The sequence below is a fragment of the Micromonospora cremea genome (genome assembly GCF_900143515.1).
GTDB classification, from domain to species: domain Bacteria; phylum Actinomycetota; class Actinomycetes; order Mycobacteriales; family Micromonosporaceae; genus Micromonospora; species Micromonospora cremea.
In genome coordinates this window covers 2,448,275-2,471,291 of record NZ_FSQT01000001.1, presented here as the reverse complement: position 1 = coordinate 2,471,291, position 23,017 = coordinate 2,448,275, and the positions used below count along the sequence as shown (strand labels likewise).

The window sequence follows — 23,017 nt, the reverse complement described above, 5'->3', positions numbered from 1 at the left end:
TCAAGGGCATCAGGCCCAGCTCAAGCTAGGCAGCGCGGGCCTCTGGACGCCGTAACCAGAAACGGCGCCGCCTCCGGAACTGAGCGGGCTGCACCCGCCTGCGGGGCACCGCGCCGAGCCGGAGAAGATGTCAGCATGACCGATCCCGCACTGCCCAAGCGCGTCGTCGTCACCGGGGCCACCGGCAAACTCGGCCGCGCCGTGGTCGCGCACCTGCGCGCCGTGGGCGTCGACGTGCTGGCCGTCGACCGCGCCGGCGGCCGCGACCCCCGCGACGTGGCCGGCGAGTTCCTCCTCGTCGACCTCACCGACTACGGGCAGGTCGTGGAGGCGTTCACCGGCAGTGCCGACGAGCACGCCGGCGGCGTCGACGCCATCGTGCACCTGGCGGCGGTCCCGGCCCCCGGCCTGATGTCCAACGCGACCACCTTCGCGAACAACTCCGCCGCCACGTACAACGTCTTCGCCGCAGCCCGGGCGGCCGGGATCAAGCGGGTGGTGTGGGCGTCGAGCGAGACCGTGCTGGGGCTGCCGTTCGACACCCCGCCGCCGTACGCGCCGGTCGACGAGGAGTACGCGCCGCGACCCGAGTCGACGTACTCGCTGAACAAGGCGCTCGAGGAGGAGATGGCGCGGCACTTCTGCCGGTGGGACCCGGAGCTGGTCATGGTGGGCCTGCGGTTCTCCAACGTGATGGACGTCGAGGACTACGCTCCGTTCCCCTCGTTCGACGCGGACCCGCAGCTGCGCCGGTGGAACCTGTGGGGCTACATCGACGCCCGCGACGGGGCTCAGGCGGTCGAGCGGGCCCTCGCCCACGATCAGCCCGGCGCCGAGGTCTTCATCATCGCCAACGCCGACACCGTCATGAGCAGGTCCAGCGCAAGCCTGATGGCCGAGGTCTATCCGGGTGTCGAGATCCGCAGGGAGCTCGGTGACCACGAGACCCTGCTCAGCATCGACAAGGCACGCCGGGTGCTGGGCTACGAGCCCCGCCACTCGTGGCGGGACCACGTGGACCTGCTGTAGTCCCGGTCGGCGTGCGGCCTGGTAAGCCCGGCCCACGGCGGTCGCGTCGCTGCCGGTACGGAAGAGCCCGGTCTGGTCCTTGTCGGTGGCGGGCAGGCCGAACCAGGCGTACCGCTGCAGCCAGGACAGCCCACCCAGCATCCGGGTCGCCGCGGTGAGGAACGCGGCCTGCTGGGACTGGCTGACCGCCCATGTCCGGCTCGTTGAAGCCGAGCAGCTGCCGCCCGTTCTTCTTGGCCTGTTGCAGGTTGCTGGCGGTGACGCTCTTCGCCCCCCAGATCATCGGGACGAACTCGCTGCCCTTCGGGCTGGTGACGCCCGGGTGGCCCACGTTCCAGGTGTAGTACCAACTCGCCGAGGAGTTGGCCAGCGCCTCGCTGACGCCGTCGAAGGTCCAGACGCCGACGCCCTTCTTCTTGGAGGTCACCGCGGGCGCCGGGGCGGCCGGGCGGGCGGTCGTCGGCTTCGGCTTCGGGGTCGCCGTCGGGGGCGTGGCGGCGGCTGGCGTGGTCGCAGCGGGCGGGCTGGCCGGCGCGGTGGTGGATGGCAGCGCCTCGACCGCCGGGGCCGCCGCCGGGGCGGGGGTCGATCCGGTCGGTTGGGCCACGACGATCGCCCCGATCACCAGTGCGGCGACCGCGGGGGCCGCGGAGATCGGCCCCAGGACCCCCTTCGAGCCGAACTGGCTGCGTTGTGGTCTGGTCCGGCTGTTCCCGAGGTCACGGGCTCTGCTGACGCCCGGCTCGGCCTGGTTCGGCTGGCACGGTTGCTGTACTTCGCTGCTGTACTGCCGGCATCAGAGGAGGCGCTGGATGCGGACCTTCGGGTGCACGTTTCTCAGGTGGCCCTGCTTGTGCTGGCGGACCTGCTCGTCCCAGATCTCCTGGTCGTAATCGGGGTCCGGTGGGATCCACTTATGGGAGCCGTCGCTGTAGTGAAACTTCTCGTCGCCGGTTCGCAGGATGCTCATCGGGTCCAGCCGACGAATCGGTAGTGCAGGTGGCCGGCCGGAACGTGGGCCAGGTCCTGGGCGGCGTCGACGAGCTGGGCGGCCAGGTAGAGGGCGAGTGAGACTGGGGCGCGGTCGTACTCGGCCAGCAGCTCGTGGCGGCGGGTCTGGCATGGCCCCGGCCTGAGCCCCGCATCCCCCGCACTGCATGTCAGACGTCGAAGCGGAACTTAGAGCCGCTAGCCCACCAGCAGCGGGAACAGGGCGGGTGACCTGCTCACGCGGCGCTTCGGGCTGCCAGCGTTGCTCGCTGGTTGACGACGTTTGACGGTGTCTTGTGCCCCCTGTGTGCCCCACACTGCTGGCGGCTCAATTGCCGTCGTCGCCTCTTGCCCCTCGCCGCTCCTCGCGCCACAACTCGTGCCCACGCATCAGCCACCCAACCCAGAACACCGCGAACAAGATCAGGAAGCACGCGAACAGCACAATGGCGAGCACTGCCGCGATCGGCTGGAACCGCCCTCCATCGCCGTTCCATCCGCCCGCCGCAAGCGCTCCAAGACCGGCACATATGATCATGAAGACGACAAGGCCCGGCCGGTCAACCGGGTGAGGCTCACGGGGCAGACGCAACTCGGCTCCTTGTCAGTGGCACACGAGACGTCCACCCGCGGCCGCCTCCGATCGCCAGCATCGTTGCAGTATCAAGCCAGAGATCAAAGACCCAGAATCCGGCGTACAGGTCGACTCCTCCGTCGCCCACCAGGTCAGCCGCCGTCACATGGTGGCTGACCTGCTGTTTCTTCGGGTGCTGCTGGTCGTCATCGGTCGTCATTGGTCGTCGTTCGACGGCCCGCTGACGGCCCAGACGGCCCGGACACGGCCCAGGCACCGTCAGTTTGGAAGGTGCCCTGCTCGGCCTGGCGGATGGGTTGGCTCCAGGCGCTGACCAGCCGTGCCCGCTCGTAACGAAGGGCGGAGCGGTGAGGGGTGAGGCGACTCCATGTGCCGTTGTTGACCGGTGTTGGCCTTTGCAGCGGGCATGGAGCGGGCACGCGGCCAAGTTCCGTGCCGAGCTCTGGTGAGAGGCTGTAGGCGTGGGACTGGACAAGGAGACCGCAGCGCGGATGGCCGAGGAGCGCCTGGCTGAATGGCGTCGCCTTAGCTATGGCGAGTGGCGGGTGATGCTCGAAGACAAGGAGCTGCGCCAGGTCGTCGGCGAGGACGGCAAGCGGTACAGCGTAGCCTGCTACGCCCTTGATGACGGCGATGGACGTGTACGCATGGTGGTGGCCGTGGACGATGGGGGCTGGTCTGCGTTCGTACCGCTGGTGCGGCACGAGATCATGAATCCGGATGGCACGTTTGTCGAGTGACCTCTTCGTCCCGACGGAACCATCACGCGCCGTCGACCTGTACGGCATGTATGGCTGAGCTGCTGAAATCGTCCGGCGTGGTCCATCAGCGTCCGCCGTGGTCCCTGCCCGTCGTCACTCAGTTCGTCACTCATCGCTGGGTTGACAGGGCTATCTAAGGTCAGACGGTGGAACCACCCTCCGCTATGGCTACCTCATCGTCACCTGCGGGCGTCGAGGTGCGCCCCGTTCCGACAGCTGACAGTCCGGTACCGGCATTGAGCCTGTGGGGCATCCGCCGGGCAATCTGCTTGGCGATACTTGCCGCGCTGCTTGTCGTGGTCGGATTGATGGGCGGCGCGTTGTGGTATGCGGGGTTCCCGGCGATCAGTCGGGACGGCACAGTGACCGCCCGGACCCTCTTCGACCTGCTGAAGCTGGTCTTCGCGGTGGTGGCAGGCACCGGAGGGGTGGCGGCGCTGCTAGTGGCGTACCGGCGTCAGCGGGTGGCCGAGCACACTAACAAGCTGGCCGAGTTTGCCCACGAGCTTGCCCACTCGGCTGACGTGCGCGCCGAGTTGACCAAGGCGCTCGCGCAGGCAGCCGACGAGCGGGCCCAGGTCGATTCTGACCGGAACGGCGTACGGCTGCTGAATGAACGGTTTGCTAACGCGTCCGAGCAGCTCGGATCGGACAAAGCCGCGATACGCCTAGCCGGGGTGTACGCGATGGCTGGGCTTGCTGACGACTGGCAGGAGGGCCGTCAGATCTGCATTGACGTGCTCTGTGCCTACCTACGGATGCCGTACACCCCTCCAGAGTTCGAAGGGTGGAAGCCGAACACCGGGTTGGATCCGCACAACTTCGTATCCTCGGAGGATTTTAAGCGAGACGTGCTTGCCTCGCGTCAGGAGCGTGAGGTGCGGCACACGGTTGTCCGCCTCATCGGTGCGCACCTACGCCTCCCGGACGAGTTTTCGACTTCCTGGCGAGGCCACGATTTCGACTTCACCGGCGCCGTCTTTGACGGAGGCGATCTAAGCATGTCAACGTTTGCTGGCGGGCGAGCGTCCTTCACGCGGGCGAGATTTGCCGGCGGGGAGGTGTCCTTCGATCGGGCGAGTTTCGCTGGCGGGGAAGTGTCCTTCGAGGTGGCCGAGTTTATTGCGGGCTCAGTGTCGTTCACCTCAGCCAAGTTTGAAGATGGTCGCGTGATCTTCGACGGGGCGATCTTCGACCGCCGGGCCGAGGTGAGTCTGAACGAGGGAGAGTTCGCTGGGGGCGTCGTGTCGCTTCGTTGGCCGATGGTCGAGGAAGGTGCGCGATTCAATCTTGCCTGGCTCAGCCGGATGCCCGGAGTGCTGATCGAATCTGTTGAGCGCCAGCCGGTAGCGGAGCGTTGAGCGGGGTACTAAATGACGTGCAACCAGTACGGACTCAGCCATCCCGATGCTATGGGTGTCAAGCCGCGACCTTGACCCCCAGGCAACGATTCCGCTTCGTTGAGCTGGCGTTGCTGAGCCTCTCACCTGCGGGAGCGGTGCGCCGACGTCCGTGGTTGTGCGGCCCTGTTCGCACCCGTAGTCACTCAGTTAGACACTCACCCTGACACCGCCAGCCTGGCTGCCCATCGCGAGCGTCTCGACCCCTCATTTGTAAGTTCTGGCGAGCAGGAGGACGACGGCCGTGCCGGCGGCGCGCCACGGTCGCCCGTGACGGCCGCCGACCCGTGTCGCCGTCATGTCAGACGAGGGACTCATCGGTCCGACGCCGACGCAGCAGCATGAGCCCACCCAGGCTGGCCGCCCCGATGAGGCCCGCCCCACCGGCGGCCAGGTTCAGGTCGGTGCCGGTGCTGGCGCCACCGTCACCACCGTCGACCCCGCCCTTCGGGTGCTTCTTGCCGTCGTCGCACTTGTCGTCGTCGTCCTTGCGCTTGTCGTCGTCCTTGCGCTTGTCGTCGTCCTTGAACTTGTCGTCGTGGTCCTTGCGCTTGTCGTCGTCCTTGAACTTGTCGTCGTGGTCCTTGCGCTTGTCGTCGTCCTTGAACTTGTCGTCGTGGTCCTTGCGCTTGTCGTCGTCCTTGAACTTGTCGTCGTGGTCCTTGCGCTTGTCGTCGTGGTCCTTGCAGACCCAGACCTTCCCCTTGTCGTCGTGGGGCTGGTCGTCTGCGAACGCGATCCCGGGCGTGAATACGAGCAGAGAGGCGCCACCGAGGGCAGCACCCGCAACGAGCTTCCCGAGCATCTTCTTTGCCATCACCTGCGTCACTCCATCCCTGATGTCCTTAGCCCGGCGACATCCGAGCTACGACCGAGGTTAGCCCCGTTCGCGAGCTATAGCGGGAAAGATTCACATTCCAGAGTTTATGCACGGTATGTACTATGGAGGTGCTACACGGCTTTCAGCGTATTCATCCCGGCTCTGGCCGTGGCCAGAGCCTTACTGCCCGGCACTGCTCTTAAGGGTCGACTCGTGCCCCGCCGGGTGGCCCGGTCGCACTCGTCCGGGTCTCGTAGGCCGTTCGGCGCACGGTTCACACCGCCCATGCAGGCCGCATTGAGGTATGGCGATAGAAGCGCTCCCGGATCAAGATCGCATCCCTGCAATGCGACGAGGGCCCCTGGCTGACCGTCTGACGGTCAGCCAGGGGCTCGACGGAACCTGCCGCTGGAGCGCCTAACCTGCTGCCAGCGGTGGTCAGGTGGTCGGTCAGGGCACGGTTCGCTCGATCGCCGCCCGTCCCGTCTCGGCCAGGTCGCGGCGGGCACGCTCGATGTTCTCCGGTGTGAGGTCCTGACCCCGCGCCGCCACCAGGTCCTCCGGATCCCAGGGCTGCTCGGCTCCGGTGCGGATGTTGTCCCCGCCGGCCCCGGCGCCCGTGCCGGTCGCGCCGGTGCCCGCGGCGTAGAGGTCGCCGATCAGGTCCTCCGTCGGCCCGCCCCGGCTTGTCCTCCGCCGTGGCTCGGCGAAGGCCTCGCAGCTCGCCGCCAATCGATCATCGCTAGTTGGGCGCCGACACTGGGCCGAACGATCTTGGCGCGACTCGGCGCTTCCTCGCCGACAGGTGCCGGAGGAGTCATCCCGGCGGCAGGGGTGATACAGCAGCATCAAGGTGAGGAGGGAGCTTTCGGGCTGCAAGTGCGGATCTCCTCGTCGGGCAGTTGTAGGCCTTCCAGCCTCCCCGCCATCTGCCATCCCGATGCTGACTCGAAAATCGGTGAGTGAGTGGGCAGGCGGCAGCACCCGGCGGAGCGCAGCGGAGCCGGGTCGGGTTGACGGCTTCTGGTTAGGCGATGGCTGGTTGCGGTAGGGGCTGGAGATCGACTTTCTGGCCGGTGAGCTGTTCGAGCTGACGGATGAGATCACGTTGACGGCGCTGCTTGCGGATCCTCGACTCGTGGAAGCCGGGGCCCAGGTCCTGGTAGCGAGCGTCGGGGTCGGTCAGCAGGTGCCAGACGATGGTCAGTACCGAGTTGCCGACTGCGACGACTGCCCGTTTCTTGCCTCTTCGGCGGGCCAGGCGACGGTAGCGGTCGCCGAGGAACGTGCTGGTGCGGGACAGCCCAGCGACGACCTCGCCCAGGGTGGCGGCCAGCCAGGGGTTGCCCTTGCCGGTGGAGTTGGCCTTCTTGCGGCCGGCGGACTGGGCGTCGATGGGGCTGAACTTCGCCCAGGACACCAGGTGCGCGGCGGTGGGGAAGACGGTGATGTTCACGCCGATCTCGGCGATGATCTCCAGGGCGGACTGCACGCCGATGCCGGTGACCTCATCGAGCTTCTCCACCACCGCCGCGAAAGGGGCGATCAACTCCTCGATCCGGGTGTCCAGGTTGGCGATGTCGGCAGCGAGGGCATCGATGCGGCGCAGCATGGTGGCGCAGATGAACGCGTGGTGGTCGTCGAAGTGGCCGGTCAGCGCCTCGCGTAGTTGGGGGATCTTGCGGCGCATCGATCCGTGGGCCATCTCGGCCAGGACTTTCGGGTCCCGCTGCCCGTCGATCATCGCCTGCATCATCTGCCGACCGGACACCCCGTGCAGGTCGCTGATGACGGAGTCCAGCTTGATCTGCGCGTCTTCGAGGGTCTTCTCCAGGCGTTGCTTCTCCCTGGTCTGCTCGCGTACCAGACTGCGCCGGTAGCGGGTGACATCCCGTAGTTGCCGGATCGGCTTGGGGTGCACCAGGCTGGGCCGGCACATCCCGCGTTCCACGACCTTGGCCAGCCACACCGCATCGAGCCGATCGGTCTTCGGCCGACCGGGCACGTTCTTGACATGTTTGGCGTTGAGCAGCCAGCACTCGAAGCCTTCCGCCTCGAGCAGGTAGAACACCGGCTTCCAGTAGTCCGACGTGGCCTCCATCGCGACCAGCTCGACCCGCTCGACCCGCAGCCAGTCCGCTAACTCCAGCAACGCCGGTGTCACCGTCGTGTACTCGCGGATCTCCTGCACACGTCGATCCGGCCTGGTGTCATGCGGCACGCGCACACACGCCACCAGCCCCGCCTTGCCGATGTCGATCGCGCAGACCCGCGCCACGACCTGGACCGGTTCTTCAGTGATCTCCTCCACGTGCACCACCCCTTCGTTCCCGGGCATCCACTAGGCGGTCGCCCGCGGAAGCATTGAGGGGAAGGACAGAGGCGGACTCGCGTGCTCGAAGCAACAATGCAGGGCCCCTATGATCACGCTTCCAGCGTCAGACTCCTATGCGGCTTCAAGGTGCCAAGCATCAACGACGTCGGCGGGCGACCACCCCAAATTTTCACGCACGGCACGGGGGGTCTGTCTCGCTAAAGGTGTTTCCGGCGTCTTCGGTTAGTAGGTTTCGGCGGCCGGGAACCGGTCGCCGAAGGTGATCGAGAACGCGTTCAGGGCTGGCTTCCACCGCATCGCCCATCGTGCCCGCCCTTGCCCGGTCGGGTCCAGTGATCTGGTCACCAGGTAGAGGCACTTCAACGCGGCTTGCTCGGAGGGGAAGTGACCGCGGGCCTTGATCGCCCGGCGGTAACGGGCGTTCAGCGACTCGATCGCGTTGGTGCTGCAGAGCACCCGGCGGATCTCCAGGTCATAGTCGAGGAACGGGATGAACTCTTGCCAGGCGTTGTCCCAGAGCCTGATGATCGCGCCGTAGCGGGTTCCCCAGGTCTCGGCGAGGTGGTCGAACGCAGCCCGGGCCGCGGTGGCGTTGACGGCGGTGTAGATCGGTTTGATGTCGCGTTGCAGCGCCGGCCAGTCCCGTTTCGAGGCCAGCCGGAACGTGTTACGGATCAGATGGATGATGCAGGTCTGCACGATCGTCTGCGGCCATACGTTCGCGACTACCTCGGGCAGGCCCTTGAGCCCGTCGCAGACCACGAAGAACACATCCTTGACACCGCGGTTACGCAGGTCGGTCAGGACACTCATCCAGAACTTGGCGCCCTCACCACCCGAGCCGGCCCAGAGGCCGAGGACGTCTTTCTCCCCGTCGAGGGTGACCCCGATAGCGGCGTAGACCGGCCGGTTCGCGACTTGACCGTCACGCACCTTGACCACGATGGCGTCGATGAACACGGCCGCGTAGACAGCGTCGAGCGGGCGCACGGTCCAGTCGTTCATCTCCTCGATCACCTTGTCGGTGATCCGCGAGACCGTCTCCCGGCTGACCGAGGCGCCGTAGATTTCGGCGAAGTGGGCGCTGATCTCCCCGGTGGTCAAGCCTTTGGCATACAGCGACAGCACGATCTCGTCGACGCCGGTCAGCCGGCGCTGCCGCTTCTTGACGATCTGCGGCTCGAATGTGCCGGCCCGATCACGCGGCACGTCGATCTCGACATGACCCGTCGCGTCGGTCAGCACCGTCTTCGGCCTGGTCCCGTTGCGGATGTTGCCTGACCCAGCCCCGGCAGGGTCGCGCTTTTCATAGCCGAGGTGCTCAGTCATCTCCTCGCTGAGGGCGGTCTCCAGGACCGTCTTGGTGAACTGCTTTAGCAGCCCGTCCGGGCCGGTCAGCGACAAGCCCTGTTCCTTGGCCAGGCGCACCAGCTCCGCCGCGGCGGCTGCCTCCGCTGACGGCTGCGGTTCCTTCTTCCTCGCGGTCACGTCGTCCAGTGTCGTCATCACGGCACCTTCCTCACCAGGCACAAGCCCGGCGGGTCAGGCCGGAAACACCCTTAAATCCACAGGCCCGGCACGGGCGTCACGACAGAGACATCGGAGACTCCTATGGAGGTCAAGTGGTCAGGGCGGTGAAGTCGGCGAGCAGGGCGGTGTAGACGTCGTGGACGATGTAGCGCTTGAGGCAGCGCAGGATCTCTTGCTTGCTGAGGCCTTCGGTGGTGCGGCGGTGGACGTAGGCGCGGGTGCGCTGGTCGTAGCGCATGCGGCAGAGTGCGATGGTGTGCAGGGCGTGGTTGGCGCCGCGGTCACCTCCTCGGTGGAGGCGGTGGCGGCGCACCCGTCCTGAGCTGGCGGGGATGGGTGCTGCGCCGCAGAGGTGGGCGAGGGCGGCCTCCGATCGGAGACGTTCGGGATTGTCGCCGGCGGTGGTGAGCAGTTGAGCGGCGACGTCGGGGCCGACGCCGAACAGGGTGCTGGTGCGAGGTGCCGCTTTCTGGACGATGGGTGCCACCTGCCGGTCGAGGGTGGTGATTTCGTCGGTGAGAGCGGTGACCCGGCGGGCGAGTCCGGCCAGCGCTGCGGCGGTGGCATGTTCCGGCTCGTGGAGTTTGCCCGGGTCGTAGGTCAGCGCAGCGGACCGGCTGACCAGCGTGGCGGCGCTGACCCTGGTCAGGTGGGCTCGCAAGGCCTCGGGCGCGGCAGCGACCAGGCCGCGCATCTGGTTCAGGGCCGCCGTGCGGGCCTTGACCGCTCCTCGACGGGCGACCCTGAGGGCGCGGATCGCCTCGACCGGTCCGGTGCGGGTTTTCGGGGTGCCTTGGCGGTGCCGCCGAGGGTCGCGCGGGCGGCGGCGATGGCGTCGATCGAGTCGGACTTGCCCTGAGCGCGACGGGCTCGCCGGTCGGGCCGGTCCACTTCCGCGACAGGCACCTTCTTGCTGGTGAGGTAGCGGGCCAGCCCGGCGCCGTAGCTGCCGGTGCCCTCGACTCCCACGGCCGTTACCCGTCCGAAGGAGCGCATCCAGGCCAGCAGGTCCGCGTAGCCGGCGGTGGTCGCGGGGAACTCGGCGTCGCCCAGGAGGCCGCCGGTGCTGTCGATGACCGCGGCGTGGTGGGTATCGCGGTGGGTGTCGACACCACCGATAACTGATCGTTTTTTGGCTGCCATGCTGGTGAGGTCCGCACTTCTCGTCTGCGTCGAGAATCTGTGGACACGTCACCGGTCAGGTGATCGGACAACACAGCGGTGGGCGCCTCGCGCACAGGCTCCTATCAAGTCACGACGCCTGACCGGTGACATGCAGCTCGTGAGGCCACCGGGCTTGGTCGACGAATCGGGATGAGGACAGCAAGCGTCGGTCTGCCGGTGAGTCAGACCAGCCCGGCGACCCACCCCACCATCCTCACTGTCTGCCGCCGACCCGCCCTCCTGGGGAGCGGGGCGCCGCCCGGCCCGCCATGTCAAGCGGACCTTGACGCGGGTTCGGACGCTGGCGGGTCGGGCGGGGGTCTGCTCGGCTTGCCCGGGTCGATGGCTGGCGGGATGGCCCTGCGCAACCACCCACGGACCGCAACGCGCGGACGGAGCCCCGGCCATCCTGGAGTCGTTGCGCCCCCGCCGGAGGCGCAGTGACCGCGACCGGTTCGCCGCCGCGACTCGCCGCGCGGACCCGGCGTGCCCTTCCCTGCGCCGCGTCGCTCGGGCGCGGCGGGGCCGGCTGCCGGCCCACGAACCTCAACCACTCTCAGCGCTACCGTCTGCGGCGGCCCCGGGCTCTCCGCTCTCCGCGCCAGCCGTCGGACGCGCGCCCAGGCGGCGGCGCGTGCGGCCCGTCAAGGGCCGCCTTGAAGACGTACAGAAACTTTGAACAACTCCGCCGGCAGCCGGCGGATCGAACACACGTTCGACTAGGGTGCTCCTGGTGGAGGTGCATGGTCGCTGGTGGAACCGGGCATGGGGCAGCATTGCCAGGCGGGATATCTGGCTGGTTTCCGACGGTCGGCTCTGGCGGGTGCGTGGCCGCCTCGGTGGTGACGGTGGGCGTGAGGTCTTCTACGACTTCCCCGACGAAGGATCGGCCCGAGCGATGGTCGACCGGATGATGAAGACCTCGGCCGGTGCATGGCGTGACCTCACCGCAGCGGTCCGGCAGGAGTCGGAGCGCAGACGCCTTGGCTAAACGTCTGCCTTTAGGCCCGCCTGCTTGTTCGCCTCGGCTTGTGGCAGTCCGGAGGCTTGGAGCAGCTCACTGGCGACAGCGCGCACTCGCGTGGCGACCACTGTCCCGGAGAACTCGACGCCTTCAGCGCATGCCTCGTTGACGTCTTTGATCGCCTGCTGTGCCCGCGCGCGCGGAGGATCCGGCTCGCGGCCGGCGAGGAAGTCATGGAACAGGAGCCTCAGCGCCTGGCCGAGGTGCTCGATCGACGCGGGAAGGCCGGCCGGCACTGGCTCACCGGCGCGTATGGTCGCCGTCGCCCACTGCAGCATCTCGCACGCGCTGCTGTAGGCGTGTTCCAGGTGCTCGGCGGCGTGCTGGTACCGGCGCAGCATGCCGAGTCGTCGTCTTTGCCACGGTGAGAGGACGACGACCTGCTGCGCTGCCGCAACCACCTCGGTCGTCTTCTGTCTTTGCTCCCATGTGGCGGAGAAGCGTTGTAGGGCGTCCTCGGCCTGTTGAAGGTCACGGTGGGTCAGTGCGTCGGCGGTAGCGGTCAGTTCACGGGCGAAGGCATCCACCGTCGGACGGATGGTGCGATGTGCGACGCGCATCGGGTTGAGTGGCAGGATCAGGTACGCGACGGCGATGGCGACCACACCACCGACTACCGCACTTTCCGTTTTCGACACAGCCAGATCCGGTCCTTGCGCCACCGATCCCAACAGCAAGGCTGTGCCTCCTGCCTGCGCCATGATGGCACCGCCGCCCCGAACCGCGACTGCCGCCGAGATGGCCAATGCCACGATCACGCCGGTTTGCACCGGCCCTGCCCCGATCGTCCGTGTGATCACATGCGCGATCACCGCCCCCACGATCACCCCGCCAATGACCTCCAGCGTTCGCCTGATCCGATTACCGATGGCTCCCGCGATCGTGCCGACGGCGACGGCGGGCGCGAACAACGGCTCCGCATTGTGCAGCACGTCGCGCGTGATGAACCAGGACAGCTCGGCCGCCAAACCCGCCTGCGCCGCGACGATGAGGTACGTGCGAAGGCGCTCGTACACATCTCGGCCTGTCCGCCGCACACGCTCCCGCGAAGTACTCCGAAGCCGGCTGGACAACTTCACCTCCGCGAGTCCATCGCCTCCCCACGACATCGTCCTATGCCAACAGACGTTGAATGCTCGAGATCCCCGAATCTGTTGCACCACCGGCGGCACAGCGGTCCATCTCGCCGCGGTACTGACGCCACTGCCGCAGCAGCTCGTCATGACGCCTGGCTCAGGCTTCCGGCCGGCCGGCCAGGAGTTTCGATCCCATACGCTTGGGTACACGCGGCTAGTGGTCGAATCCGCCGTACCAGTGCCGCGTGGGCTGCCCGATGCGGTGTGGCTGAGGCTGCGGCGCGCCGTCCACAAGCCCTTGCAAATTCCGGTAGCTATCGGCCACAACGGGAGTGCCTTGACGCTCAGTCGGTTCCTGACCGATCCCGCCTGGGGCTAGCGGCGGACCGACGTGGCGGCGCCCCAAGCCGAACCAGACCGCAGCTCGTCTGACCACTACGGGCTGGTCTTCCTGCTGCTGATCGGCGCCTTCCTGCTGTCGGCCCTGGTCACGCACGAACGGGCCCGGGTCTTCCCGCTCCTGCTCGACGCGATGGTGCTGGTCGTGCTGCTGCGCCCGTCCCAGCTGCCCGGACCGAGGGCGGGTACAGCCGGGCGGGTGTTGGTGGCGGGAGTGCTGGCCTCGGTTGTGGTGACCCTCGTGGTGACCAACCGGTTCGTGCACAGTGTCGTCTCGCTGTGGCTTGCCGGAACACTGGCGTTCACGATCGCGGTCATGCTGTGGCGGATATTGATCCACCATCGGGTGGTCACACTTCAGACGATCTTCGGCGCGTTGAGCGTGTACCTGCTGATCGGGTTCCTCTTCGCCGCGCTGTTCTCGGCCCTCTCGCAACTCCAGCACGATCCGCTGTTCGCAAACGGCCGGCCGGCCAACAGCGCGACAATCCAGTACTTCGCCTTCATCACCATGACCACAACTGGGTACGGTGATTTCGTCGCGGCCGGCGAGCCGGCCCGTAGCCTCGCGGTTCTCGACGCGCTCTCTGGCCAGATCTTCCTGATCACCCTGGTGGCTCGGCTGGTCTCGATGTTCGGCAGCCGGCGGGACGAGTAGTTGAACTCCACCTGACACAAACACACCACGATGCAACGCCTTCCGATCCATCGCGTAGTGCTGCCGCAACTTTCCGTATCCGGGAATCACTACCGGCCGCTGAGACTCAACGACATGCGGCTGCCCGGACGTGCACACCGCACCACGGCGGCAGGTCGGCTGCCCACACCCGCCAGCCGCCGGCGTCTCGCCGGGTCTCGAACCGCCACGGGTGGGCTGTGCCGCTGAGGTTGATCTGCTCCTGCCACCAGACCGCATGGACCTGGGCAGTCACCGTCGCACGGTCGTCGCCCTGGTCCTCAACGTCGATCGGTCCGACTACCTCAAGCTTTGACGGCACGTTGAAGGACATGGGTCTGTCCGCGCAGCCCGCCATCCACGTCGCCCGGAAGGTATCCGGCGCGTACGCCACCCTGACGGCCAACATCCAAGCCGGCAACCTCGGCAAGCCAGGGTCGAAGAGGCGCCAGGCCACCGAGGGCAAACCGATCCGGTTCCGTCGCGACGCGGCGCAGCCGTTCGACGACCGTTGCCTGTCCTGGCAACTGGCTGCCCGCACCGTGTCAATCTGGACGGTCGCTGGCCGATCCGGGCCGATCCGGTTCGGCTGCTCCGACCAGCAGCACGCCCTCCTGCTCGCGCACCGCCGCGGCGAGTCGGACCTGGTCCGCCGGGACGGCAAGTGGTTCCTGTACGCCACCTGCGACATCCCCGACGCACCCACTAAGGAGCCGGACGGGTTCCTCGGCGTCGACCTCGGCATCGCCAACCTCGCCACCGACTCCGACGGCCGCCACTACTGCGGCAAGGCCACAAACCGGGTCCGGCACCGCAACCAGCGCCTGCGCGCGAAACTCCAGGCCATCGGCACCAAGTCCGCCAAGCGGCTGCTGAAGAAACGCCGCCGCAAGGAATCCCGGTTCGCCGCCGACACCAACCACCGCATCGCCAAGAGCATCGTGACCGAGGCCGAACGCACCGGCCGCGGAATCGCCCTGGAAGACCTGGGCGGCATCCGCGACCGGGTACGGCTCAGACGGCCCCAGCGGGTCACGCTGCACTCGTGGGCGTTCCACCAACTCGGCCAGTACATCGCCTACCAGGCGAAGCGGTCCGCAGTGGCGGTCGTGCACGTCGACCCGGCGTACACCTCGCAGGGATGCTCCACCTGCGGACACGTCGCCAAGGCCAACCGGCCCAACCAATCCACCTTCCACTGCCGGTCGTGCGGCTTCGCTGAGCACGCCGACCGGAACGCAGCCCGCAACATCGCCGCACGCGGTGTTACGGGCTGGGCAGCCGTCAGCCTGCCGAACGCGGCGTGACCTCGTGCTCATCACCACGAGCCGTCACGATCCGCAAGCTCGGCCCTTCAGGGTCGAGAAGCTGACACGCCCTTGCTCTGCTTCAATCGGCGCAACACCGGCGGTGCCGTGTCGTCGCGTCCGTTGAAGCAGAGCAAAGGGCCAGCCCAGCCGGTCTGGCCACCCGGAAACCGCCGCGCCAGCTCATTGGTGCGGTTCGGGCGGTCAGCGCCGGGCGCGCCGGGGGTGGTCGCTGGAGCGGCGGACGACCAGCTCCGGCTGGAAGACCACGTGCCGGTGCCGGTGCGCGTCGCCCGGCTCGGCCTCCTCCAGCAGCAGCTGCGCCGCGGTGCGGCCGAGCTGGTCGCGGGGCTGGCGTACCGATGACAGCGGCACCGCCGCCGCGTCGGCGAACTCGATGTCGTCGTAGCCGACGATGGCCACGTCGGCCGGCACCCGTAGGCCGCGCGCGGTCAACTCCTGGAGCACGCCGAGTGCGATCAGGTCGTTGGCGCAGAAGACGGCGGTGGGGCGCTGCCGTGCCGGGAGTGCCAGCAGCTCCTCGGCGGCGCGCCGGCCGGCGGCGACGGTCAGGTTGGTGGTCACCGCCACCCGGAGTTCGGCGCCGCTGTCGCGTTCGTCCAGCGCTGCGGCGGCGCCGGCGTGCCGGTCGGCGACCTGGGCGATGGAGAGCGGTCCGCCGAGGTAGGCGATGCGGTGGTGGCCCTGGTCCAGGAGGTGGTCCATGGCGAGCCGGCCGCCGAGGACGTCGTCGACCGCCACCGAGCAGCGGTTCGCCCGGCCCGTGCCCCGGTCCACGAGCACGACCGGGATGCCCCGGTCGATGAGCTTGTCCAGGTTGGGCTGGGGGCCGTGGCCGACCGGGGTGATGAGGACGCCGCGGACCCGCTGCTCCTCCAGCAGCTCCAGGTGGCGGCGCTCGCGGGCGCTGTCCTCGCCGCTGTTGCAGACGACGAGCATGGCGCCGGCTTCCTCGACCACCTGTTCGGCGCCGCGCACGACGTCGGTGAAGAACGGGTTGGCCACGTCCAGGACGACGATGGCCACGGTGCGGCTGTGCCCGGCGCGCAGTTGGCGCGCGGAGTCGTTGCGGACGTATCCGAGGGTGTTGATGGCGTCGAGCACCCGCTGACGGGTGGCGGGGGCGACCGTGTCGGGCCGGTTGAGCACGTTGCTCACCGTGCCGAGGGAGACGCCGGCGTGCCGGGCGACCTCCTTGATGTTCGCCGTTGCCATGACTCCCTCGACGTTCCGTGCGGTGGTCGCGGCCACGGGCCCGGCGCGGGTCGCGGTCGCGGTGATCCCCGGACAGTCCGTCGCGCGGGACGGCTGGACCGGGTAGCTCCGGCAGTGTATAGCGGCTAAAACGTTTCATCCAGCCGGGCGGTGGCCCCGCGCGTCGCCTCGCCGACCGGCGGCACGGGAGGGGGCGGGGAGCCCGCATCAGCAACAGGGAAGAAATCGTTGTGAAACTCTTGACGCTCTCGAATGCCTCCCCCTACGGTCCATGCACGACTCATGAAACGATTCAGGAAGGGATCGGATGACCGCCGACGCACCAGGCACGGACGGCGTTCCGCTGCTGGTACTCGACGGCGTGACGAAGTCCTTCGGGGCCGTCGCCGCGCTGCGTGGGGTGCACCTGGCGCTGCACGCCGGTGAGGCCCATGCCCTGGTCGGCGAGAACGGGGCGGGCAAGTCCACCCTGGTGAAGATCCTGGCCGGCGCGCACCCGCCGGACGCCGGCGAGATGACCCTGGACGGGCAGCCCCTGCGGCTGCGCGGCCCCGCCGACGCCCGGGCCGCCGGCATCGCCGTCATCTACCAGGAGCCCACGCTCTTCCCGGATCTGTCCGTGGCGGAGAACATCTTCGTGGGCCGGCAACCGCTTCGCGGCCTGCGCCGCATCGACAGCGCGGCGATGAACCGCGACGCCGAGCGGCTGTTCCAGCGGCTCGGGGTCCGGATCGACCCGACGCGCCCCGCCCGGGGGCTCTCCATCGCCGACCAGCAGCTCGTCGAGATCGCCAAGGCGATCTCCTTCGACGCCCGCGTCCTGGTCATGGACGAGCCCACCGCCGCGCTCTCCGGTGTGGAGGTCGAGCGGCTCTTCGCGGTCGCCCGGTCGCTCTGCGAACGCGGCGCGGCGGTGCTGTTCATCTCGCACCGGTTCGACGAGGTGTTCGACCTCTGCCACCGCGTCACCGTGCTGCGCGACGGCGCCTGGGTCTCCAGCGATCCGGCCGCCGACCTCACCGTCGACGAGGTGGTGCGACGCATGGTCGGCCGGGACGTCTCCTCGCTCTACCCCAAGCAGGCCGCCGAGCTGCGGGACACGCTGCTCGAGGTCCGCGGGCTGACCCGGGCCGGCGTCTTCACCGACGTCTCGTTCTGCGTCCGGGGCGGGGAGATCGTCGCACTCGCCGGGCTGGTCGGCGCCGGCCGCAGCGAGGTCGCCCGCGCGGTCTTCGGCGTCGACCGCTACGACGCGGGCGAGGTGCTGGTGGCCGGCCGGGGCGTCCCGGCGGGCAAGCCGGGGCGGGCGATCGCCGCCGGCATGGCGCTGGTCCCCGAGGACCGGCGGCAGCAGGGCCTGGTCATGGAGCTGTCGGTGGAGCGCAACGCGACGCTGGCCCGCCGCCGGGCGCTGAGCCGGCTGGGCCTCCTGCTCGGCGGCGCGGAGCGCGCCGAGGCCCGCAGCTGGACGCGGCGGTTGCAGGTGAAGGCGGCCCGGCTCGGCGCCCCGGTGGCGACCCTCTCAGGCGGCAACCAGCAGAAGGTCGTGCTCGCCAAGTGGCTGGCCACCGAACCACGGATCCTGATCATCGACGAGCCGACCCGTGGCATCGACGTCGGCACCAAGTCCGAGGTGCACCGCCTGCTCTCGGAGCTGGCCGGCGAGGGACTGGCCATCCTCATGATCAGCAGCGAACTGCCCGAGGTGCTCGGCATGGCCGACCGGGTCCTGGTCATGCACGAGGGGCGACTGGTCCGCGAGCTGTCCCGGGCCGAGGCGGACGAGACCTCCATCATGTTCGCCGCCACCGGTCAAGGAGTGACCGCATGAGCCGCACCGACACCGGCGCGCCCGAGCAGGTCGCCGGGAACACCCCGACCGACCCCGACCGGCACCGCCGCGGCCTCACCGAACGGCTGCTCGCCGTACGCGAGCTGAGCCTGCTGATCGCGCTCGGGCTGCTGGTCCTGGTGACCACCGTGCGCAACGACCGGTTCCTGAGCGGACAGAGCGTCAAGGACCTGCTGCTGGGCTGCGCGATCCTGGTGATCCTGGCGGTCGGGCAGACCCTGGTCATCGTCACCCGCAACGTCGACCTCTCCGTCGGCTCGATCCTGGGTCTGGTCGCGTTCGCCACCGGCTCGCTGTTCCTCAGCGCGCCCGGCACCCCGTGGCCCGTGGCGCTCGTGGTGGGTGTCGCGCTGGGCGCGCTCTGCGGCGTGGTCAACGGCGGCCTGATCGCGGTGGCCCGGGTGCCCGCCCTGGTCATCACCCTCGGCACCCTCTACGCCTTCCGCGGCGTTGACTACTACTGGGCGTCCGGCCGGCAGATCAACGCCGCCGACATGCCCTCGTCGTTCCTGCGGCTTGGTAACCAGACCGTGCTCGGCGTACCCGTGCTGTTCCTCGTGGCGCTGGTCGTCGTCGCCGCCGTCGGCTACTACCTGCGCTCCTACCGCAGCGGCCGGGAGCTGTACGCGATCGGCTCCGAACCGGCCGCCGCCCGGCTCTCCGGCATCGCGGTGGGCCGGCGGGTGTTCGCCGTGTTCGTCGCCAACGGCGCGCTCGCCGGCCTCGCCGGCGTGCTGTACGCGGCCCGGTTCGGCACCCTCGACGCGGCCGCCGGCACCGGCCTGGAACTCCAGGTCGTCGCCGCCGCCGTGGTCGGCGGGGTGGCGATCTTCGGCGGCAGCGGCAGCGCCTACGGCGCGGCGCTCGGCGCGGTGCTGCTGACCACGATCGGCAGCTCGCTCGCCGTCCTGCGCATCGACCCGTTCTGGCAGCAGGCCGTGGTCGGCGCGCTCATCCTCGCCGCCATCGGGCTGGACCGGCTCCTGGCCCTGCGGGTGGCGGCCCGCCTCCGAGGGAGAAGCGCCCATGGCGCATGACAGCCTGTACGCCGCACCGCCCACCGTCGAGGCCGAGCTCGGCCCGGGCCGTCTCGCCACCCTGCGCGGGCTGCTCGGCTCCTGGGACGCGGTGATCGTCGCTGCCCTCGTGGTGGCCGTGCTGGTCGCCGGGCTGACCGTGGAGAACTTCGCCACCGGCCGCAACGCCCAGTTCCTGCTGCTCGACCTGGTGCCGCTGGCGCTCATCGCGCTGCCGATGACCCTGATCGTGATCACCGGCGAGATCGACCTCTCGGTCGCCAGCATGGTCGGCCTGTGCAGCACGCTGATGGGGCAGCTGTGGCTCTCCAGTGGACTGTCCCTGGAGCTCATCTGCGTCCTCGTGGTGCTGCTCGGCGCGGTGCTCGGCGCGGTGAACGGCCTGTTCGTCACCGGCTTCGGCCTGCCGTCGCTGGCGGTGACCATCGGCACGCTCGCCCTCTACCGGGGGCTTTCCTTCGTCGTGCTCGGCGACCAGGCGGTCGCGGACTTCCCGGCCGACTGGACCGCCGCCGTGGTGCAGAACATCCCCGGCACGTCGATCCCGGTGGTGCTGGTGCCGCTGCTGCTGCTCGCAGTGGTGTTCGGGGTCGTGCTGCACGCCACCCCGGCCGGCCGGGCGCTCTACGCCATGGGCAACAACGACCAGGCCGCCACGTTCACCGGCGTATCGGTGGCCCGGACGAAGTTCTGGCTCTTCGTGGTCTCCGGCGCCGTGTGCGGGCTGGTCGGCATCTTCTGGACCCTGCGGTACGCCAGCGCCCGCGGCGACAACGCCACCGGCCTGGAGCTGACCGTCGTCACCGCCGTGCTGCTCGGCGGAGTTTCGATCTTCGGCGGTCGGGGTGCGCTGCTCGGTGTGCTGGCCGGCGTCCTGCTCCTCGGCGTCCTGCGCAACGCGTTGCAGCTCGCCGACGTGGACGCCAACGCGCTGACCATCGTCACCGGCACCCTGCTCATCGCATCCGTGGTGCTGCCCAACGCCGTCGCGGACATCCGCGCGCGGCTGCACCGTCGACGACAGCGGCAGCCCGTCGCTTCGTGACGTCCCCCGCTCACCAACCACCCCCGGAAGGATGACGATGTCCGCATACCGCAGAGGCCTCCGTGTCGGGGCCACCGGCCTCGCCCTCGCCGCACTGCTGCTCAGCGCCGCCTGTGGCGGCACCACCCGGGACAACTCCGGCAACGACACCGACAGTGGCAACCAGGCCAGCGGCGCCGCCAATCCCGACGCCGCCATCAAGGAAGGTCTCAAGATCGCCTTCCTGCCGAAGCAGCTGAACAACCCCTACTTCACCGTCTCGGACAACGGCGGCAAGGATGCGGTCACCGAGATCAAGGGTGAGTTCAAGGAGGTCGGTCCCTCCGAGGCCAGCGCCTCGTCCCAGGTCAGCTACATCAACACCCTGTCGCAGCAGGGCATGGACGTGATCGTCACCTCGGCCAACGACCCGAACGCCATCTGCGGGGCGCTCAACCAGGCGAAGGCGGCCGGCGCGAAGATCGTCACCTTCGACTCGGACACCAAGCCGGAGTGCCGGCAGATCTTCGTCAACCAGGTCACCGCGGAGGGCATCGCGGAGAACCAGGTCAAGCTGATCTCGCAGCAGATCGGCGGCGAGGGCGAGATCGCGATCCTCTCCGCGACCGCCAACGCGACCAACCAGAACGCCTGGATCGCGCTGATGAAGGACGAGCTGAAGAAGCCCGAGTACAGCAAGATCAAGCTGGTCACCGTGGCGTACGGCAACGACGACGACCAGAAGTCCTTCCAGGAGACCCAGGGCCTGCTGCAGTCGTACCCCAACCTCAAGGGCATCATCTCCCCGACCACCGTCGGCGTCGCGGCCGCCGGGCGCTACCTCAGCGGATCGCAGTACAAGGGCAAGGTCAAGCTGACCGGTCTGGGCACCCCGAACCAGATGCGCCAGTACGTCAAGGACGGCACCGTCGACGCGTTCGCCCTGTGGAGCCCGGCCGACCTCGGCTACCTCGCGGCGTACGCCGGCGCGGCGCTGGCCTCCGGCCAGATCACCGGCGCCGAGGGCGACAAGTTCAAGGCCGGCAAGCTCGGCGAGTTCACCGTCGGCAAGGACGGGGTGGTCATCCTCGGCCCGCCCACCGTCTTCGACAAGAACAACATCGACCAGTTCCAGTTCTGAAGCGCTGCCCGGCCGGCGCCGTCGCTCCTCGCGGGCGCCGGCCGGGGCGCCGACGGGAGAACCATGCCCCGCATCTGCTTCACCCTGCAGGTCGACCCGGCCCGCCTCGACGAGTACCGCGCCCGGCACGAGCGGGTCTGGCCGGAGATGCTCACGGCCCTCGCCGAGTGCGGATGGCGCGACTACTCGCTCTTCCTCCGCGAGGACGGCCTGCTCGTGGGCTACCTGGTCACCGACGACTTCACGGCGGCCCAGGCCGCCATGCAGACCCGCGACGTCAACAGCCGCTGGCAGGCGGAGATGGCGCCCTTCTTCCTCAACCTCGACCATGGCACGGCAGACCGTGCCATGCGGCCGCTTGCGGAGGTTTTCAACCTCGAGGCGCAGCTCGCCGCCCAGACGGGAGAACAAGCATGAGCCAGTCCGACGCGCCGGCCCGGGAGCGGGTCAAGCAGGCCCTGCGCACCCAGCGCATCGAAACCCCGTCCTGGGCGTACGCCAACTCCGGCACCCGGTTCAAGGTCTTCCCACAGGAGGGCGTGCCGCGCGACCCGTACGAGAAGATCGCGGACGCCGCTGTGGTGCACCGGCTCACCGGGGCGGCGCCGACGGTGGCGCTGCACATCCCGTGGGACCGGGTCGACGACTACGCCGACCTGGCGAAACACGCGACGGACCTGGGGATGGGGCTCGGCGCGATCAACTCGAACGTGTTCCAGGACCCGGACTACATGCTGGGCAGCGTCACCAATCCCGACCCCAGGGTGCGCCGCAAGGCGACCGACCACCTGCTCGAGTGCGTGGACATCATGGATGCCACTGGATCCCGGGACCTGAAACTGTGGTTCTCCGACGGCACGAACTACCCGGGCCAGGATGACATCCGCGCCCGGCAGGACCGGCTCGCCACCGCGCTGCGGGAGGTGTACGACCGGCTCGGCCCGAATCAGCGGATACTGCTGGAGTACAAGCTGTTCGAGCCGGCCTTCTACACCACCGACGTGCCGGACTGGGGCACCGCCTACGCGCACTGCCTGGAGCTGGGCCCGAAGGCGCAGGTGGTCATCGACACCGGGCACCACGCGCCGGGCACCAACATCGAGTTCATCGTGGCGTTCCTGCTGCGGGTCGGGAAGCTGGGCGGCTTCGACTTCAATTCCCGCTTCTACGCCGACGACGACCTGATGGTCGGCTCGGCGGACCCGTTCCAGCTGTTCCGCATCATGTACGAGATCGTCCGGGGCGACGCCCTGCGCCCCGAGGCGGGGATCGCGTTCATGCTCGACCAGTGCCACAACATCGAGCCGAAGATCCCGGCCATCATCCGTTCGGTGCTCAACGTGCAGGAGGCCACCGCCAAGGCGCTGCTCGTCGACGCCGGGGCGCTCGCGGCCGCCCAGCAGGCCGGTGACGTGCTCGGCGCGAACGCGGCCCTGATGGACGCCTACAACAGCGACGTTCGGCCGCTGCTCGCCGAGCTGCGTGCCGACCTGGGCCTGGATCCCGACCCCATGGCCGCCTACGCCCGCTCCGGCTACTTCGAGCGCATCCGGGCCGAACGGGCTGGCGGCCAGCAGGCCGGCTGGGGCGCCTGACCACCACCGAGAACGCACACAGGAGA

General features: G+C 68.8%; 22 protein-coding genes and 2 pseudogenes. 12 read left to right on the top strand and 12 right to left on the bottom strand.

Features of this window, described 5'->3' with window-relative positions:
• Positions 1 to 135 precede the first annotated feature (135 nt).
• Positions 136 to 1,029 carry an NAD-dependent epimerase/dehydratase family protein gene (locus BUS84_RS11365; protein WP_074311197.1) on the top strand — a complete coding sequence of 298 codons (894 nt, stop codon included), beginning with the start codon at positions 136 to 138 and terminating at the stop codon, positions 1,027 to 1,029.
• On the opposite strand, the gene BUS84_RS39815 is transcribed toward BUS84_RS11365, so the two are convergent.
• From BUS84_RS39815 to BUS84_RS37460, 3 genes are all read right to left on the bottom strand, one after another.
• Positions 953 to 1,456: a glycosyl hydrolase gene (locus BUS84_RS39815; RefSeq protein ID WP_425293449.1), complete on the bottom strand. Its 504-nt coding sequence runs from the start codon at positions 1,454 to 1,456 to the stop codon at positions 953 to 955. The two genes, BUS84_RS11365 and BUS84_RS39815, sit on opposite strands and share 77 nt — an antisense overlap.
• 369 nt (positions 1,457 to 1,825) lie before the next feature.
• Entirely contained in the window at positions 1,826 to 1,999 is a 174-nt protein-coding gene (locus BUS84_RS38620; RefSeq protein WP_167627034.1) for a hypothetical protein, read from the bottom strand.
• A 348-nt stretch (positions 2,000 to 2,347) separates the two neighbouring features.
• Positions 2,348 to 2,611, bottom strand: coding sequence for a hypothetical protein (locus BUS84_RS37460; RefSeq protein ID WP_143728328.1), 264 nt, complete (start codon positions 2,609 to 2,611; stop codon positions 2,348 to 2,350).
• Between the two features lie 494 nt (positions 2,612 to 3,105).
• On the opposite strand from BUS84_RS37460, the gene BUS84_RS11350 reads away from it, so the two are divergent.
• Both BUS84_RS11350 and BUS84_RS11345 read left to right on the top strand, forming a co-directional pair.
• Positions 3,106 to 3,354: a hypothetical protein gene (locus tag BUS84_RS11350; RefSeq protein WP_425293448.1), complete on the top strand. Its 249-nt coding sequence runs from the start codon at positions 3,106 to 3,108 to the stop codon at positions 3,352 to 3,354.
• A 257-nt stretch (positions 3,355 to 3,611) separates the two neighbouring features.
• On the top strand, positions 3,612 to 4,736 hold the full coding sequence (locus BUS84_RS11345; protein ID WP_074311191.1) for a pentapeptide repeat-containing protein: 1,125 nt from the start codon (positions 3,612 to 3,614) through the stop codon (positions 4,734 to 4,736).
• 261 nt (positions 4,737 to 4,997) lie between these two features.
• On the opposite strand, the pseudogene BUS84_RS39810 reads toward BUS84_RS11345, so the two are convergent.
• From BUS84_RS39810 to BUS84_RS11320, 6 genes and pseudogenes are all read right to left on the bottom strand, one after another.
• A pseudogene (locus BUS84_RS39810) lies at positions 4,998 to 5,075 on the bottom strand (class F sortase); the annotation flags it as partial.
• 1 nt (position 5,076) lies between these two features.
• On the bottom strand, positions 5,077 to 5,592 hold the full coding sequence (locus BUS84_RS11340) for a hypothetical protein (protein WP_084757458.1): 516 nt from the start codon (positions 5,590 to 5,592) through the stop codon (positions 5,077 to 5,079).
• Positions 5,593 to 6,045: 453 nt separating this feature from the next.
• Positions 6,046 to 6,327, bottom strand: a complete 282-nt coding sequence (locus BUS84_RS11335; RefSeq protein WP_074311187.1) for a hypothetical protein — start codon at positions 6,325 to 6,327, stop codon at positions 6,046 to 6,048.
• A 295-nt stretch (positions 6,328 to 6,622) separates the two neighbouring features.
• Positions 6,623 to 7,933 (bottom strand): IS110 family RNA-guided transposase, encoded by a 1,311-nt coding sequence (locus BUS84_RS11330; RefSeq protein ID WP_074311185.1) that lies wholly within the window; start codon positions 7,931 to 7,933, stop codon positions 6,623 to 6,625.
• Between the two features lie 219 nt (positions 7,934 to 8,152).
• On the bottom strand, positions 8,153 to 9,436 hold the full coding sequence (locus BUS84_RS11325; protein WP_074312498.1) for an IS256 family transposase: 1,284 nt from the start codon (positions 9,434 to 9,436) through the stop codon (positions 8,153 to 8,155).
• A 112-nt stretch (positions 9,437 to 9,548) separates the two neighbouring features.
• Positions 9,549 to 10,603 (bottom strand): annotated as a pseudogene (locus tag BUS84_RS11320) (IS110 family RNA-guided transposase).
• A 754-nt stretch (positions 10,604 to 11,357) separates the two neighbouring features.
• Here BUS84_RS11320 and BUS84_RS11315 point away from each other — a divergent pair.
• Positions 11,358 to 11,615 carry a hypothetical protein gene (locus tag BUS84_RS11315; protein WP_143728327.1) on the top strand — a complete coding sequence of 86 codons (258 nt, stop codon included), beginning with the start codon at positions 11,358 to 11,360 and terminating at the stop codon, positions 11,613 to 11,615.
• On the opposite strand, the gene BUS84_RS11310 is transcribed toward BUS84_RS11315, so the two are convergent.
• A complete protein-coding gene (locus BUS84_RS11310) occupies positions 11,612 to 12,664 on the bottom strand; it encodes an FUSC family protein (protein WP_244298476.1) in 1,053 nt (350 codons plus the stop codon). The two genes, BUS84_RS11315 and BUS84_RS11310, sit on opposite strands and share 4 nt — an antisense overlap.
• Positions 12,665 to 13,115: 451 nt before the next feature.
• Here BUS84_RS11310 and BUS84_RS11305 point away from each other — a divergent pair, with 451 nt between their 5' ends.
• Entirely contained in the window at positions 13,116 to 13,781 is a 666-nt protein-coding gene (locus BUS84_RS11305; protein WP_074311181.1) for a potassium channel family protein, read from the top strand.
• A gap of 106 nt (positions 13,782 to 13,887) precedes the next feature.
• On the opposite strand, the gene BUS84_RS38200 is transcribed toward BUS84_RS11305, so the two are convergent.
• The gene (locus BUS84_RS38200; RefSeq protein ID WP_159451009.1) at positions 13,888 to 14,055 is read right to left on the bottom strand and encodes a hypothetical protein; all 168 of its coding nucleotides are present in this window, start codon (positions 14,053 to 14,055) and stop codon (positions 13,888 to 13,890) included.
• A gap of 76 nt (positions 14,056 to 14,131) precedes the next feature.
• Here BUS84_RS38200 and BUS84_RS11295 point away from each other — a divergent pair, with 76 nt between their 5' ends.
• Entirely contained in the window at positions 14,132 to 15,106 is a 975-nt protein-coding gene (locus BUS84_RS11295) for an RNA-guided endonuclease InsQ/TnpB family protein (protein WP_074311177.1), read from the top strand.
• Between the two features lie 204 nt (positions 15,107 to 15,310).
• Here BUS84_RS11295 and BUS84_RS11290 read toward each other — a convergent pair whose 3' ends face one another.
• On the bottom strand, positions 15,311 to 16,342 hold the full coding sequence (locus BUS84_RS11290; RefSeq protein WP_074312496.1) for a LacI family DNA-binding transcriptional regulator: 1,032 nt from the start codon (positions 16,340 to 16,342) through the stop codon (positions 15,311 to 15,313).
• A gap of 307 nt (positions 16,343 to 16,649) precedes the next feature.
• On the opposite strand from BUS84_RS11290, the gene BUS84_RS11285 reads away from it, so the two are divergent.
• From BUS84_RS11285 to rhaI, 6 genes are all read left to right on the top strand, one after another.
• Positions 16,650 to 18,173, top strand: a complete 1,524-nt coding sequence (locus BUS84_RS11285) for a sugar ABC transporter ATP-binding protein (protein WP_074311175.1) — start codon at positions 16,650 to 16,652, stop codon at positions 18,171 to 18,173.
• On the top strand, positions 18,170 to 19,231 hold the full coding sequence (locus BUS84_RS11280; RefSeq protein ID WP_084757344.1) for an ABC transporter permease: 1,062 nt from the start codon (positions 18,170 to 18,172) through the stop codon (positions 19,229 to 19,231). Before BUS84_RS11285 ends, BUS84_RS11280 begins: the two co-directional genes overlap by 4 nt.
• Entirely contained in the window at positions 19,221 to 20,276 is a 1,056-nt protein-coding gene (locus BUS84_RS11275) for an ABC transporter permease (RefSeq protein WP_084757343.1), read from the top strand. The genes BUS84_RS11280 and BUS84_RS11275 overlap by 11 nt, the downstream gene beginning before the upstream one ends.
• A gap of 37 nt (positions 20,277 to 20,313) precedes the next feature.
• The gene (gene rhaS, locus BUS84_RS11270) at positions 20,314 to 21,396 is read left to right on the top strand and encodes a rhamnose ABC transporter substrate-binding protein (protein WP_143728326.1); all 1,083 of its coding nucleotides are present in this window, start codon (positions 20,314 to 20,316) and stop codon (positions 21,394 to 21,396) included.
• 63 nt (positions 21,397 to 21,459) lie between these two features.
• Positions 21,460 to 21,813 carry an L-rhamnose mutarotase gene (locus tag BUS84_RS11265; RefSeq protein ID WP_074311171.1) on the top strand — a complete coding sequence of 118 codons (354 nt, stop codon included), beginning with the start codon at positions 21,460 to 21,462 and terminating at the stop codon, positions 21,811 to 21,813.
• The gene (gene rhaI / locus BUS84_RS11260; protein WP_074311169.1) at positions 21,810 to 22,991 is read left to right on the top strand and encodes an L-rhamnose isomerase; all 1,182 of its coding nucleotides are present in this window, start codon (positions 21,810 to 21,812) and stop codon (positions 22,989 to 22,991) included. The genes BUS84_RS11265 and rhaI overlap by 4 nt, the downstream gene beginning before the upstream one ends.
• Positions 22,992 to 23,017: the final 26 nt, after the last annotated feature.

What these genes read in the sequence shown, in the direction of transcription:
- BUS84_RS11365 (WP_074311197.1), top strand. Translation starts at nt 136, where the DNA reads ATGACCGATCCCGCACTGCCCAAGCGCGTCGTCGTCACCGGGGCCACC.
- BUS84_RS38620 (WP_167627034.1), bottom strand. Translation starts at nt 1,999, where the DNA reads ATGAGCATCCTGCGAACCGGCGACGAGAAGTTTCACTACAGCGACGGC.
- BUS84_RS11350 (WP_425293448.1), top strand. Translation starts at nt 3,106, where the DNA reads ATGGCCGAGGAGCGCCTGGCTGAATGGCGTCGCCTTAGCTATGGCGAG.
- BUS84_RS11340 (WP_084757458.1), bottom strand. Translation starts at nt 5,592, where the DNA reads ATGGCAAAGAAGATGCTCGGGAAGCTCGTTGCGGGTGCTGCCCTCGGT.
- BUS84_RS11330 (WP_074311185.1), bottom strand. Translation starts at nt 7,933, where the DNA reads ATGCCCGGGAACGAAGGGGTGGTGCACGTGGAGGAGATCACTGAAGAA.
- BUS84_RS11325 (WP_074312498.1), bottom strand. Translation starts at nt 9,436, where the DNA reads ATGACGACACTGGACGACGTGACCGCGAGGAAGAAGGAACCGCAGCCG.
- BUS84_RS11295 (WP_074311177.1), top strand. Translation starts at nt 14,132, where the DNA reads ATGGGTCTGTCCGCGCAGCCCGCCATCCACGTCGCCCGGAAGGTATCC.
- BUS84_RS11290 (WP_074312496.1), bottom strand. Translation starts at nt 16,342, where the DNA reads ATGGCAACGGCGAACATCAAGGAGGTCGCCCGGCACGCCGGCGTCTCC.
- BUS84_RS11285 (WP_074311175.1), top strand. Translation starts at nt 16,650, where the DNA reads ATGACCGCCGACGCACCAGGCACGGACGGCGTTCCGCTGCTGGTACTC.
- BUS84_RS11280 (WP_084757344.1), top strand. Translation starts at nt 18,170, where the DNA reads ATGAGCCGCACCGACACCGGCGCGCCCGAGCAGGTCGCCGGGAACACC.
- BUS84_RS11275 (WP_084757343.1), top strand. Translation starts at nt 19,221, where the DNA reads ATGGCGCATGACAGCCTGTACGCCGCACCGCCCACCGTCGAGGCCGAG.
- rhaS (WP_143728326.1), top strand. Translation starts at nt 20,314, where the DNA reads ATGTCCGCATACCGCAGAGGCCTCCGTGTCGGGGCCACCGGCCTCGCC.
- BUS84_RS11265 (WP_074311171.1), top strand. Translation starts at nt 21,460, where the DNA reads ATGCCCCGCATCTGCTTCACCCTGCAGGTCGACCCGGCCCGCCTCGAC.
- rhaI (WP_074311169.1), top strand. Translation starts at nt 21,810, where the DNA reads ATGAGCCAGTCCGACGCGCCGGCCCGGGAGCGGGTCAAGCAGGCCCTG.